12 protein-coding genes are annotated in these 14243 nt (G+C 60.7%); 9 read left to right on the top strand and 3 right to left on the bottom strand.

What is annotated here, in order from left to right; translation table 11 throughout:
* Positions 1-134 precede the first annotated feature (134 nt).
* From V1273_RS24880 to V1273_RS24920, 9 genes are all read left to right on the top strand, one after another.
* The gene (locus V1273_RS24880) at positions 135-1112 is read left to right on the top strand and encodes a Bug family tripartite tricarboxylate transporter substrate binding protein (RefSeq protein WP_334411203.1); all 978 of its coding nucleotides are present in this window, start codon (positions 135-137) and stop codon (positions 1110-1112) included.
* Positions 1113-1132: 20 nt separating this feature from the next.
* Positions 1133-1603, top strand: coding sequence for a (2Fe-2S)-binding protein (locus tag V1273_RS24885; RefSeq protein WP_334411204.1), 471 nt, complete (start codon positions 1133-1135; stop codon positions 1601-1603).
* Positions 1600-3741 (top strand): xanthine dehydrogenase family protein molybdopterin-binding subunit, encoded by a 2142-nt coding sequence (locus V1273_RS24890; protein WP_334411205.1) that lies wholly within the window; start codon positions 1600-1602, stop codon positions 3739-3741. Before V1273_RS24885 ends, V1273_RS24890 begins: the two co-directional genes overlap by 4 nt.
* Positions 3738-4472 carry a molybdate ABC transporter substrate-binding protein gene (locus V1273_RS24895; RefSeq protein ID WP_334411206.1) on the top strand — a complete coding sequence of 245 codons (735 nt, stop codon included), beginning with the start codon at positions 3738-3740 and terminating at the stop codon, positions 4470-4472. The genes V1273_RS24890 and V1273_RS24895 overlap by 4 nt, the downstream gene beginning before the upstream one ends.
* Before the next feature lie 102 nt (positions 4473-4574).
* Positions 4575-5318: a GntR family transcriptional regulator gene (locus V1273_RS24900; protein ID WP_334411207.1), complete on the top strand. Its 744-nt coding sequence runs from the start codon at positions 4575-4577 to the stop codon at positions 5316-5318.
* A gap of 47 nt (positions 5319-5365) precedes the next feature.
* Complete coding sequence (dctP, locus tag V1273_RS24905) at positions 5366-6367, top strand: TRAP transporter substrate-binding protein DctP (protein WP_334411209.1); 1002 nt, start codon at positions 5366-5368, stop codon at positions 6365-6367.
* Between the two features lie 99 nt (positions 6368-6466).
* Positions 6467-6988, top strand: coding sequence for a TRAP transporter small permease (locus tag V1273_RS24910; protein ID WP_334411211.1), 522 nt, complete (start codon positions 6467-6469; stop codon positions 6986-6988).
* Between the two features lie 5 nt (positions 6989-6993).
* Positions 6994-8283 (top strand): TRAP transporter large permease, encoded by a 1290-nt coding sequence (locus tag V1273_RS24915; protein ID WP_334363903.1) that lies wholly within the window; start codon positions 6994-6996, stop codon positions 8281-8283.
* Positions 8284-8315: 32 nt separating this feature from the next.
* On the top strand, positions 8316-9002 hold the full coding sequence (locus tag V1273_RS24920; RefSeq protein WP_334363904.1) for a cyclase family protein: 687 nt from the start codon (positions 8316-8318) through the stop codon (positions 9000-9002).
* Positions 9003-9017: 15 nt separating this feature from the next.
* Here V1273_RS24920 and V1273_RS24925 read toward each other — a convergent pair whose 3' ends face one another.
* From V1273_RS24925 to V1273_RS24935, 3 genes are all read right to left on the bottom strand, one after another.
* Positions 9018-9752, bottom strand: coding sequence for a Crp/Fnr family transcriptional regulator (locus tag V1273_RS24925; protein WP_334368964.1), 735 nt, complete (start codon positions 9750-9752; stop codon positions 9018-9020).
* 239 nt (positions 9753-9991) lie between these two features.
* Entirely contained in the window at positions 9992-10411 is a 420-nt protein-coding gene (locus V1273_RS24930) for a hypothetical protein (RefSeq protein ID WP_334363905.1), read from the bottom strand.
* A 58-nt stretch (positions 10412-10469) separates the two neighbouring features.
* Positions 10470-13664, bottom strand: coding sequence for an ATP-binding protein (locus tag V1273_RS24935; protein WP_334411213.1), 3195 nt, complete (start codon positions 13662-13664; stop codon positions 10470-10472).
* Positions 13665-14243 lie beyond the last annotated feature (579 nt).

A 14243-nucleotide genomic window follows, 5' to 3' on the forward strand; every position in this document is an offset into this window, starting at 1 on the left:
TCGTTCTTGCTGGGTCCGGTACACCGGAGAATACCCTTTATTCCGAAGGCGCGCAGCGACTCTTTCGTCGACAGCTCATTTGCGTTGCAGCTAGACTTGGCGCAACGAACAGAACACAAGTTCGAGGGATGGAGATGACAAGCCCAAGGATTACATTGGCGCTGGCTGCAACTCTGCTTGCAATATCGTCCCCAAGCGCGCCAGCGCAATCGCAGGATTATCCGTCGCGGCCGGTGAAGGTGATCGTGCCCTTCGGCGCCGGAGGGCCTGCCGACGTCACCGCCCGGCAGATCGGCAGCATCCTGCAGGAAAGCTTTGGGCAGGCCTTCGTGATCGAGAACCGCACCGGCGCCGGCGGCGTGATCGGCACGCAGGACGTCGTCAAGTCGCCGCCAGACGGCTACACGCTGCTGATGATGTCAAACACCCAAACGGCGAATGAATCGCTGGTGCCGCAACGCAAATACGAATTGATGCGCGACCTCGAGCCGATCGCACCGGTCAACTATTCCGACCTCGTCATCGTGGTTCACCCTTCCGTGCAGGCGAAGACGCTGCAGGAATTCATCGCGCTCGCCAAATCGCAGCCCGGCAAACTGAACTACGCTTCCTCCGGCCAGGGCACGCCGTACCATATGGCAGGCGAGTTGTTCAAAGCCATGGCCGGCATTGACCTCGTGCATGTGCCTTATCGTAACAGCGGCGAGGCGCGCAGCGGCGTGATCGGCGGCCAGGTTCAGATGATGATCGACGCAGTTCCGGCGATGGCCCCGAACGTCGCGGAAAACCAGGTCCGCGCGCTGGCGACGACCGGCAAGACGCGATCGACCGTTCTTCCCAACGCGCCGACGGTGATCGAAGCTGGCATTTCCGGCTACGAGGCCACCATCTGGCTCGGCTTGATGGCGCCCGCAGGCACGCCAAAGCCGATCATCGACAAGCTTGGTACGGCGGTAAACGCGATGGTGAAACGGCCCGATATCGTCAAGCTCTGGACCCGGCAGGGCGCGGTTCCGATGTCGATGACGCCTGAAGAGTTCGACAAATTCCTGCGCGGCGATATTGTGAAATGGGCGGAAGTGGTCAAGAAATTCGATAAGCCGCCGCAATAGAAGCTGCGAGAGAAGGTTCGATGCCGAGCGTTCGATTTCGCCTCAACGGCGCCGAGACCGAGGTTGACGCCGATCCGGAGCGGTCATTGCTGGACATTCTGCGCGGACAACTCGGTATGACCGGACCGCATTTCGGCTGCGGCGCCGGCGAATGCGGCGCCTGCAACGTCATGGTCGGCGATCGTGCGATATCGGCCTGCGATACGCCGCTCTGGTCGGTGGCGGACAAGGATGTCACGACGATCGAAGGGCTGGGAACGAGCGAGCGGCCGCATCCGTTGCAGCGTGCCTTCATCGCTGAGCAGGCGCTGCAATGCGGCTATTGCGTTTCCGGCATCCTGATGAGCGCGGCGGCGCTGCTAAAGCGAAATCCGTCGCCGGCCAGCCGGGAGGTAAAGCAAGCGCTCGACCGCAATCTCTGCCACTGTGGCTCGCATAATCGCATGGTACGGGCGGTGCTGCGCGCGGCCGAAGAAATGGCGGCCGAATGAACCAGCCAGCGCCCGCTCCCTCCGCGCCCGGCTTGCCGGTAAGCCTTGCGGCGAACCCGAAATTATCGTCGTGGCTGAAGTTCTCGAGCAGCGGAGAGGTGACGGTCTCGCCGGGCAAGGTCGAGATCGGGCAAGGCATCGTGACGGCGCTGGCGCAGATCGCCGCCGACGAACTCGATATCGATCTATCTCGCGTGCAGATGATCCGGGCGTCGACTGCCGTCAGCCCGAACGAGGGCGTCACATCGGGAAGCCTTTCCATCCAGCAATCGGGCCGTGCGCTGCGTCATGCCTGCGCCGAGGTTCGCTATATCTTCCTTCAGCAGGCAGCCGAACGGTTGGGCGTCGGCATCGACACCCTCCATATCGAGGACGGCATCATTTCGGGCCCCGGCAATGTCAGGACCAGCTATTGGGAACTTGCCGATGAGGTTTCGCTCGACCGCGACGCTACACCCGGCGTAACGCCCAAGATCGCAACGAGCCGTATGCTGGCCGGGCATTCGGTCCAACGGATCGACATTCCGGACAAGGTTCTTGGTCGGCCGCGGTTCATCCACGACCGCGCGATGGCGGGAATGCTGCACGGACGCGTGCTGCGTCCGGAGCATGCGCGCGCGAAACTCCGGGATTTGAGCGAAGATGGCGCCCGTGCGGTTGCCGGTCTCGTTGCCATCGTGCGCGACGGCAGTTTTGCAGGCGTCGTCAGCGAGACCGAGCATGATGCGGAGGCAGCCCTCAATGCGTTGCGCAAGGGCGCGACCTGGTCCGCCGGCGAGCCGCTGCCAGACGAAAACGACCTCGCAAGCTTTCTCAAAGTGCAACCGTCCGAATCCACTATTATCGGCAAGAAAACTGCCGCAGCACCCGGCACGGTGACGCGGACGATCAGGCGGCAATATACCCGCCCTTATATTGCTCACGCGTCGATCGCACCCTCCTGTGCCATGGCGCAGTGGGACGGCGATCGCGTTCATGTCTGGACGCACAGCCAGGGTGTCTATCTCCTGCGCGCCGATCTAGCGCTGGTTCTCAATCTCCCGGTCGAGAACATCACCGTTGAGCATCTGGAAGGCGCGGGCTGCTACGGCCACAACGCCGCCGACGACGTCGCGCTCGACGCAGTGCTGCTCGCCAAATCCGCCGGCGGCCGGCCGGTCCGGGCCCAATGGTCGCGCCAGGGCGAAATGTCGGATGCGCCGTTTGGCGCAGCGATGGCGATCGAGATCGAGGCCGATCTTGATGCGCAGGGTGAAATTATCGACTGGCGACATTCCATCTGGAGCAACGGCCATGCGGCGCGGCCGGGGCGCGCGGCCCAGCCCGCCTTGCTGGCAGCGTTCGAACTGGAAAACCCGTTTCCACGCATGGTCTCGACCAATCCGCCGCAGGCCAACGGCGGGGGTGGCGATCGGAACGCGGTCCCGCTCTATGATTTTCCATCCTGGCGCATCGAAAGCCACCGCCTGACAACCATGCCGATACGCACCTCCGCGCTCCGGACGCTTGGTGGGCAGGGCAATGTGTTTGCGATTGAATCCATCCTCGATGAAATCGCAGCCGAGCGCGGCGAGGACCCGGTCACATTCCGGCTGCGCCACCTGCGGGATGAGCGGGCCACGGACGTCATCCGCGCCGCGGCCGCGCGCGCCGGGTGGAAGCCCGAGAAGCAGCCCGGCATTGGGCACGGCATAGGCTTTGGCCGCTACAAGAACACCGGCGCCTATTGCGCTGCGATCGCCGAGATCGAGAGCGCCGAGGAGATCAATGTCAGGAAGCTGACGCTGGCGGTCGATGTCGGCGAAGCGATCAATCCGGATGGCGTCATCAACCAGATCGAAGGCGGCGCGATTCAAGCTACGAGCTGGGTGTTGAAAGAGCGCGTGCGCTTTGACCGAGAACGCATCACCAGCACGAGTTGGACGGAGTATCCGATCCTGCGCTTCAGCGAAGTGCCCGACGTCGAGGTGGAGGTCATCCAGCGGCCGGATATGGACCCGGTCGGTGCCGGCGAGGCCGCCCACGGCCCGGTTACAGCGGCCATTGCCAACGCCGTGTTCGACGCACTCGGCGTGCGGGTGCGCGATTTGCCCATCACGCGTGACAGGATCATCGCGGCGATGGAATTGAGCTTATGAGCAGCTTGAACCTCCTGAGCGGCGGCGCCGCACAGGGCCTGGTCGGAAGCCTGGCGCCAACCTTCAAGGCTAACACCGGATTCGATATCGCGGGCGAGTTCGGCGCGGTCGGCGTCATGGCCGACAAATTGCGCAAGGGCACACCGGCCGACATCGTCGTCCTGACCGCGGCATTCCTCGCCAAACTGGCGCAGGAGAAGCTGATTGTTGCCGCTTCGATAGCCGATATCGGCCTGGTCGAAACTGCCCTCGCCGTTCGCGCCGGCGATCCCCAGGCTGTCGCCAAGGACGCTACCAGCTTGCGCGAGGTTTTGCTCGCCTCCGATGCGATCTTCGTGCCGGACACCAAAGCTTCGACAGCCGGAATTCACGTTGCGAATGTTCTTCAGCAGCTCGGCATCGCCGATGAGCTCGCCGCCCGACTCAGGATTTTCCCGAATGGCGCGACGGCGATGCGCGAACTGGCGACGTCCAAGGCACGGCGCCCGATCGGGTGCACACAATCGACCGAGATCATCAGCACGAAAGGCGTAACCCTATCCGGTCCGCTGCCGGCGGGTTGCGAACTTGCAACGATGTACACGGCTGGTATCACGACAGCCGTCGCCCACCCGCAACAAGCCCAGCACCTGATCGACTTGTTGATTGGCGACGGACAATATGAACAGCGCAAACGTGCGGGCTTCATCAGCGGCCCCAATTGGGTCGCCACTGCTCTGACCTCCGGATGAGCCTCTGCGGATCACACCCAACACGAAGAAATAGGTGCGCAGCACGATTTTTGGTTTGTCAAAGCCAATTCATATACTAATATATCAATTGAGAAAGCCGCCATGCCCGCCCGCGTATCGAAAAAGACTGATCCAAAGGTTCGCCGAATTGCTGCCGGCACGCGCCGAAGCGGCAGACCGCGCGCGGCGACGGCAGCATCCAGGATCTATTCCGATCTTCGAGGCGAACTGGTGTCGCTGCAGCGCCGGCCCGGCGAAGCGGTCTCGGAGGCGCAGATCGCGCTCTCCTACGGGGTGAGCCGCACGCCCGTTCGCGAAGCGATCCTCAAATTATCGGATGAAGGGCTCCTGGAAATCTATCCCCAGTCCGGCATCTTCGTTTCGCGCATTCCGGTCGCAGCACTCCCCGAGGCCATCATCATCCGCAAGGCACTGGAGGAGACCACCGCCAGGCTCGCGGCGGAACGTGCGACGTCGAGCCAGAAACTGGCGCTTCGGTCGATCCTGGAGCGACAGCGCGAGGCCAGCGCGGCCGGAGACAGCGAGACGTTTCATCAGGCCGATGAAACGTTTCATGCTACAGTCGCCGATGTCGCCGGCTATCCCGGAATCTGGAAGTATATCCAGCAGGTGAAGGTTCACGTCGATCGCTATCGTCGGCTAACCCTGCCCCAGCGCGGGAGGATCGCAAAGGTCATCGTCGAACACGAGGCCATCCTGACTGCGATCGAGGCGCATGACGCGGAGGGCGCAAGGCGGGCAATGGAAATCCACCTCGAAAGCCTTCTCGAGAACATCTCGGCTACTCAACATATCAATCCGGAGTACTTCGACGAGCGACTGTAGAGTTCGAAAAGTCCATAAAACGATAAACAAACATCAGGAGGAACAACATGAAACGACGCGACTTCATCAAGTTGAGCGCAGGACTCGGGGCTACCATGGCGACCGCGATGCCGCTTTCATCGGCATTTGCGCAAACGAAAATGGTGCTGAAAGCATCGGACGTTCATCCGCTGGGCTATCCGACGGTCGAAGCCGTGGTCCGGATGGGCAAGAAGCTGGAAGCCGCTACCAATGGCCGGCTGACAATCCAGATGTTCCCATCGATGCAGCTCGGTGGCGAAAAGGAAATGATCGAGCAGGCCCAACTCGGCGCGCTGCAGTTCGCCCGTATTTCGGTCGGTGCCGTCGGCCCTGTCGTGGACGACGTCAACGTCTTCAACATGCCGTTCGTCTTCCGTAACTCCAAGCACATGGAGAAAGTGATCGACGGCGAGATCGGCGACGAATTGTTGGCGAAGATTTCCGCGAACGAAAAGACCGGCCTGATCGCGCTGTGCTGGATGAACGCCGGCTCGCGCAACGTCTATAACAACAAGCGACCGATCCGGACCATGGCCGACCTCAAGGGCCTCAAGGTCCGCATGATGGGCAATCCGCTGTTTGTCGACACCATGAACGCGCTGGGCGGCAACGGCGTCGCGCTGGGCTTCGATCAGGTTTTCAGCTCGATGCAGACAGGCGTGGTAGACGGCGCGGAGAACAATCCGCCATCGTTCATAGCGCAGAACCATTATCAGGTGGCCAAGTATTTCACGATGACCGAGCACCTGATTATTCCAGAGCTTCTGGTGTTCTCGCGGATCTCCTGGCAGAAGCTTTCGTCCGACGATCAGGCGCTGATCAAGAAATTTGCGAAGGAAGCGCAGCAAGAGCAGCGCGTGCTCTGGTATGAAGCGGAGAATGCCGCCATAGAAAAAATGAAAGCGGCGGGCACCGAGATCATCACCGATATCGACAAGAAACCGTTCCAGGATGCGGTCAAGCCGGTCTGGGACAAGTACGGCGCGAAGTACGCCGCGATGGTCAAGCGTATCGAAGCGGTCCAATAGGTACGGCTCGCGAGCGGCGGGTGGCCGGGCGACGTCCGTTCCGGCCACTCCTGCGAGTTACAGAGGCGATTTGAAGCGCCGCTATTCTCCGAGGTCAAAATGTCCAACTCTGCGGCCGGAATTTTCCGGCGTGTGAACGATGCGGTTTACTGGACCGGCGCCGTGATCGCGTGCGTGGCACTCGTGCTGGTCTCGGCTGTCATCCCATGGGCCGTCTATACCCGATATATCCTCAACAGCGCCTCGTCATGGCCCGAGCCAATGGCCGTGCTGCTCACCGTCGGCATCACCTTCATCGGCTCGGCGAACTGCTACCGCCAGCGCATTCACATGAACATGACTGTTGGCACCGACCTGCTGCCGCCACTGCTGCGGCGCGCCTCACTGTTCCTCAGCGAAATATTGATGGGCGTGATTGCAATCTTCATGGTCATTTGGGGACTGCGGCTGGTCCGTACCACCTGGGACAATTCGGTGGATGAGTTTCCATGGCTCTCGGTCGGCATCACCTATCTTCCGATCGTGGTCAGCGGCGCCATGATGCTCCTGTTCGTCATCGAACGCCTGACAATTGGCCCGCCGCCGCGCGACGGCGCTGACGCCCACGTACCGGTCGAGTAATTGCCATGGATATCGCGGTTCTGCTTCTCAGCATGTGCTTGTTCTTCGCGATCGGCATGCCGATCGCCTACGCGCTGGCGCTGTCTTCGCTCGTCGGTGCGCTCTGGATCGATTTGCCGGTCGGCGCGGTCATGCAGCAATTTGCCAGCGGCGTCGGAAAGGTCTCGATGCTGACCATCCCCTTCTTCGTGCTGGCGGGCGCCATCATGGCCGAGGGCGGCATGGCCAAGCGGCTGGTCGACTTTGCAGCCGTGCTCGTCGGATTCACCCGAATTCGGGGCGGCCTCTCGCAGGTCAATATCCTTGCGACCACGATCATGAGCGGCATCTCCGGATCGTCGGTCGCCGACACCTCCGCGATCGGCTCTGTGATGATTCCCCAGATGGCCGACAAAGGCTATCCGCGGGTCTTCGCGACCAACGTGACCATCAGCGCCTCGCTGCAGGCGATCATCGTCCCGCCGAGCCACAATTCGGTGATTTATTCACTGGCGACCGGCGGCGTGGTGTCGATCACCAGCCTATTCCTGGCCGGCGTGCTCCCTGGCCTACTGCTCGGCTTCTCGCTGATGGTGCTCTGCCTGTTCTACGCTTATCGCGACAAACACCCGAAGGGGGAGCCCGTACCGATCCGCCAAGCCGCCAAGATGCTCGGCGACGCAATGTGGGGGATCGTAACGTTGGCCATCGTGCTGGGCGGCATCCTTACCGGCGTCTTCACACCGATCGAGGCGGGCGCGGTTGCCTGCGTCTGGGCGTTCTTCGTCACGATGTTCATCTATCGCGACTACAAATGGTCGGAGTTGCCGCTATTGGTCTACAAGACGCTGCAAACCGTGGCCATGGTGCTGACGCTGGTGGCAACAGCCTCATGCTTCGGCTATGTCGCCGCGCTGATGCAGATGCCGGCCAAGATGACCGAGTTCTTCGTCGCCATATCGAGCAACAAATACGTGCTGCTGATGTGGCTGAACATCATGCTGCTGGTTCTGGGGACGGCGCTCGATCTCGCGCCCTTGCTGTTGATCTGCACCCCGATTCTGCTGCCGGTCGTGAAAAGCTTCGGCATCGATCCCGTACATTTCGGAATCGTCATGCTGCTCAATCTCGGCATCGGCCTGCTGACGCCGCCGGTAGGGACAACGCTGTTCGTCGGGTGCGCCATCGGCAAGGTTTCGGTCGACGAGGTGATGCGCGGCATCTGGCCGTTCTACTACGTGATGTTTACGGTTCTGATGATCGTGACCTATGTGCCCTGGCTGTCGCTGGCGCTGCCGAGGGCGTTCGGGTTCTAGAACAGACGCAGTTCGCGTCACGGAGACTCCGCGTGAAGATCGTCGACCTCAGCCGAGAGCTCTATCACCGCACGCCGAGCTATCCCGGCCATCCTCCCGTCATGCATGGCGTCTGGAAAACCCACGAAGAATCCTTCGCCGAATCGGGCAATGTGCACGGGCTGGCGTCGATGTTCATTTCCATGGTGGACCACGCCGGCACCCACATCGACGCGCCCCGACATTTCGGCAAGAGCGGCGTATCAATCGATGAATATCCGCTGGAAAAGTGTATCGTGCCCGGCATCTGCGTCGACCTGCGCCACATTGCACCGCGCGCCGAAATTAGGCCTGCCGATCTCGAGGCGGCGGTGGCGAAGGCCGGCGTGCCGGTGCCGAAGGGTGGCACCGTCCTGCTCTGCACCGGTCACCACGAACGGACATTCCCCCGCAAGGAATATTCGACTGACAATTCCGGCGTGAACGTCGCCGCCACCGAATGGCTGGCGCAGCAGGGCGTCGTGCATTTCGGCATCGATTCGATGCGGCCGGGGCCGGAGGGCAAGGTTAATGCCCTCGTCCACAAGGCCTGCCTCGACCTCGACATCACTCACATCGAGAGCCTGTGCAATCTCGAAGCGCTGTTGGGACGCGGCCAGTTCACATTTATCGGCCTGCCGATGAAGTGGCGCGGCGGGACAGCGTCGCCGATCCGCGCGGTTGCGGTGTTCGACCTGTGAAGGAAAACGAGAGGCCTATTCGCCTTCGCTTCCGGATCCGGCATCGGCCAGATCACGAAGCATCTCGGCATTCAACACAACGATGGCGCCATGCTCGAGGCGTACCCAGTCGCGGGTCGCCCAGGCGCGCAACTGCTTGTTGATGCTCTCCCGGGTCATGCCAACCATCTCGCTGATCTCCTGCTGGGTGATCGCGATGGTTCGACCCTGCTGCGCAGGTTTGTGTTTTTCGGACAGGCGCAGCAACGCGCTCGCCAGTCGCGCGGGCAAATTCTGCAGGATAATCTGCTCGACCTGATCGCTGGTCCACCGCAACCGCCCGCAGAGCAATTCGATGAACTTCATCGCCAGCCCCGGCTGCTCCTTCACGAAGGGGATAAACTCCCGCCTATCGATGACGAATAGCTCGCAATTGGAGTTTGCGATCGCGTCGGCCGAGCGAACCCCGCCGTCGAGCAGTGCGATTTCGCCGAAGATTTCTCCAGGCTCGATGATGTTCAGGATCGCGCTGCGGCCATCGGGGGAGGAAATACTCATCTTCACCGTACCCGAAATCACCGCGTACAGGCTGTTGCCGGGGTCCCCCTTGGAGAACAGCGTGGCGCCCCGCTTCAACGTGGAATGTTTGGCATAGCGGCAGAGCTGCTCGAACGCCGCGGGCTCGAGGTCAGCAAAAAACGGGTGCTTGCGCAGCACCGACAGTTTGCCGTTCGAAAATCCGTGAGCTTCACCCGTCCTTTGTTGAGGCACGACAGTCAAACTCCAGGGAACACGGGATTGCCCCCTTCCGTAATCAACGCGGACCGGCTTTTCAACCGGAAAGCGCCTCCGGCCCGGCGATTTGGCGGCGGGAAACAAGACCAATGCCCCTATAAACGGCGGAACCAAGGCCGGATCGCACTGCCGTCGCAACCTAAGGCTGGCCTGCAGCAAAAAAGCCAGCAAGATCTGGCGATCTTGCTGGCTAACCTAGTCAAACCGCTGAAGGGTTATTTCAGCGAAGAATTCGGGCAAAGCATGTGAAGTCCAATATGCATGTGGCCATTGTGGGCAAAGACCCGAACCTTCAGGTCATGCGTGCCATCGACATTCTCGCCAACCTTCAGCACCAGCGGCAGCGGCTTGGGCGATCTCAGATTGGTCGCAATGATTTCAGTAATCTTGTCGCGGATCGCCTTGGGAATTGCGCCGGAATGCTTTTCCCACCTGTCGTGCCCTTCAGTTGATCCTGATTGGTCGGCCCAGTTTTCCTTCTTCGGCACCAGGAATTTGGTAAATTTCCCGAATGAATAGGGGCCGTTCTTCTTTTCGTACTCTTTGAATTTCTTCGCAGTTTTGCTGATATTCTTCGGGCTATACAATTCGTTGATGTGTTCTTCAAATTTTCCGCTGTAAACTAGTCCCGCCATTCCTGTGCTCCTTAAAGGTCGACGATAATCGCCGTGGCCGTAACGTTGCCATAATATGTCAAATATCCGAGAACTTGGAGAGCGCGGCCTTAGCACGTTGTAAATGTACCGTCATTCTTGATTGGTCGAAGAGGCTGATGGCCTGCGCAAGCTCCTCCCTTGCCTCGTCCGTACGGCCGGAGGCCGCCAGGAGCCGGGCGCGCACTCCCTTGGCTGCCCCCAGCAGGGGCAAGGCTTCGAGTTTGGCGGTGAATTCGATGGTGCGTTGCAGGCAGCCCATGGCCTCCTCAAGCATGTGCCCGCCCTGGGACGCGAGAATATTCGCCTCCGCGCTCGCCGCCAGCGCTTCGATACCCGCATATCCCTTCTGTCTTGCGCTGGCCTGGCAGGCACGCAGGAGCGATAATCCATGCTGGGTATCGCCGAGCTGACCATAGGCAGCGCCGAGATACGCCGAGATGGCGACCTTGCTGGTTTCATGCCCAAGCTTGTCGGCTTCATCCTTGGCCTGCAAAAGGACCTCCGTCGCGCGCTCGGCAAATCCCTGCTGCGAGTAAAGACTTCCCAGCGCGCTCATGATGAGAGGCCGAAACAAGCGCGCCTCGCTTTCGCGCGAAACGCGCAAAGCTTGATCAAGGGCGCTCTCTGCCTCCTCAAGATCGCCGCGCATCATCTGCACGACGCCGCGACCATAGTCGGCCGCGATCATGTCATAAGGACGGTCGTTTGTTTCCGCCAGAATACCTGCCTCCTCGGAGCAATGCTCGGCCTCGTCAAATTCGCCCAACCATGCGTGAACGATGGCGCTCATCATTCGGCACAGCACCAGTAGGCTGGATCCCGTCGTTCCCGGCGGGACGTTCTCCGGTGCACTCGCAAGCAGTGCAGTTGCCTTTGCAAGATGCCGTCGTGCATCCCGAAATCGCCCGGCGAGAAAATACGATTGGCCGAGGCCGTATTCGACTAGGCAAAGCCAGGGCGTATCGTTCATCCGGTTGGCTAAGGCGACGGCTTCTTCGGCCACCACGATCGCTTCGTAGGGCGTTCCGTAGAAATTCAACGCCGCCGCCCTCATCGCTATCGATGCAAGCCGTCTTTCTTCATCTCGAATTTTCTCGGAGCGTGCTTCAGCATCGCGGCACAGCTCGAACCATCGCTCGATTTCTCCAAGCGCCGCAAACGCCAGCCGGGCTTCAATGCGGAGATCAATTGCTTGCTGTTCGCGCGGGATCGAGGCCGGCTGCTTGTCAATGGCGTCCATCGCAAACTGGAAATACCCGGCAGCGTCACGGAACGCTGATCTGGCAAATGCCTTCCTCGCGGCCAAATGGCCATATCGGTCAACCTTGCTCCAATCCTGGGCCTTGATCGCGTGATGGCAAAGCGCTTCCGCAACGTCTTCCTCGCGCCCAGCCGACGTTGTTTCCATAGCCGTTAGAATCCGGCGATGCAGCACCTCGCGCTGCGAGCGGAGGATCGATTCGTAAGCGACCTCGCGAATAAGATCGTGCGCGAACACATACTCAACCGATGAGGCAGATCGCACCTCCTCCAGGAAGTCCAGGACCTCCAGGGACCAGAGTTTGCTTTGTAATTGCGCCGCCGGCATCTCGGTCACGGCAGCGAGCAGGTTTGGCGATATGCGGGGTCCGAGGACGGAAGCAAGTTGCAGAAGCGCCTTGTCTTCTTTCGGCAGGCGATCAATGCGCGATGCGATCACTCCCTGGACGGTGGGAGGAATTTCGAGAGTGTCCCAGGATGCGCCGGCGCCATCAGCGGCACCGCGACTGGCGAGCTGCCGGGCGACTTCCTCGATGAAGAGCGGTATCTGCCCGGTGTGGCGGAGGATACGGGCCTTGATAGCATCGAGATCGGCAGCAGTGCCTAGCAAATTGTCGAGCAGTACGTTTGCCGAAGCCGCGTCGAGCGACCGAAGCCAGATCCGCAGTACGTCCAGGCCTTCAAGCCAGCTCGGCGCATATTCGGTCCGCCAAGTCAACAGCACCAGCAACGGCCGGGTGGCCGCAAGCGACACCAGAGCTTCAACGACGGCCTCGCTCTGGCCATCGATCCAATGCAAATCCTCCAGCAACAACACCGTCGGCTGGGACGAAACTACTCGCTCCAACGTGTTGCGAACTGCATCGACAATGACACGCCGCCGCAGCAAGGGTTCTAGATCGCGCCAGCGTGGATCCCCGACGGGCTGATCGAGTACAGAATCGAGTGCCGCTGGCCAAAGCTCAGCGTGAGCCGGCGGGAGGTCATCGCTTGAGCCGACTTGCCCCGCGAGGGCGAAATTCTCTCGCTGCAGCGCGCTCTGAACAAGCCTCTTCACCAAGGCGTAAGGAGCTGCTTGTTCGAGCGGATTACACTCGGCTTCGACAACCTGCCAATCAGGTTGCCGCAAGGTGTCCACGAATTCATGGACCACGCGGGACTTTCCTATTCCAGCCGTTCCCACCACGGCAGCGATCTTCCCCGAAGGGCCGACTGCCTGTGCCGCGCGCTCCAGTTGCGAAATCTGCTCGTTCCGGCCGACAAAGGACGAAAGACCGCTCGTCGAACGGGCCCGCCAGCGGCTGAGACCACTGACTTCGACGACCTCGTAACAGGGCACCAGTGCGGGAAATCCCTCCATCCGTTTCGGCGGCAGTGCGTTGAAGGTCACAATTCCGGTCGCCAGATTCTGGCAGGATTCTGAGGCCAGGATCTGTCCGGCGTTCGCCGCGCTTTCGAGCCGCTTCACCAGATGGACGGCGGGCCCGCCTGCTTCATAGATCGAAGAAAAGTCCGCTTCGATGACATGCGCAACGACATAGCCGGAATGAACGCCGACTCGGACGTGAAGCGCCGGATCGTTCAGCAGCTTGATACGCCTGACGAGTTCAATAGCTGCATGACAGGCCAAAACGGCGTGATTATCGTCCGCATGCGGTGCGCCAAATAAGGCAATCAGCCCGTCACCACCTTCCTTGCTGACGATACCGCGGCTGCGACGAACTGCCGTGCGCATCGCGACCAAGGCAGGCTCGAGCCGGGAAATCGCTTCTTCAGGATCGAGCTCCGAAATCAGATCGGTCGAACGCTGCAGGTCGGAACAAAGCACGGTGAGGAATTTTCGCTCGCCAGCAATGCGGCCATGCGCTTCGGATACGAACGGGCTCACCGGATGGTTGAGCACCACCGCACCGCATGCAGAGCAAAACAGATCGCCAGCTCTCAGCGTTGACGAACAGACCTGGCAAGACACCCTCAGCTTCCTCCATCCACCTGTGTCAGACTAGCGAAAGATCGTGGGCGAACAAGCCGTTACGTCGTCAATCCAGATCGGCGGCGTTCTGGCAGGTAAGCCACGATGCGTTGGATTTTCGGGCTGAGAACGATCAGAAGACACTTGAGTTAGCACAACGAGGACTTTCGTAGCAAACAGCCCATCACGCAACTAACAGCTGCAAGCCCGGTCATGTGGCACAGAGCGTGTCCTCCGATAAACCTTTCCTCGCATGCACGAACTAGCTGTTTGGACGCCAAATCGCGCACAGGCCGCATAGGTTAGACCCGGCGCGCTTAGGCCAGCGCCCGAGGAGAATACCCAAGAAGAATTAGCGTTACTGGGCACGGCAGCTCTCCTTACCGCTGCGGTTGCAGCGCCGGCGGCCGCGCAGGAGGTGATCTACAATCCCGGCTACTGTGCACAATTCTATCCGAATGCAAATTGCCAGAACAAGGGACCTGACAGTCCCTACGCGGGCGACCACCAGCTACGCAGTCAGATTCGCGGAGCTTATGCGTGGGGAGCCGGTCCCTGTGCGATGGGCGCCGACTACTA

It is taken from the genome of Bradyrhizobium sp. AZCC 1721 (assembly GCF_036924715.1).
In the GTDB taxonomy this organism is placed as follows: domain Bacteria; phylum Pseudomonadota; class Alphaproteobacteria; order Rhizobiales; family Xanthobacteraceae; genus Bradyrhizobium.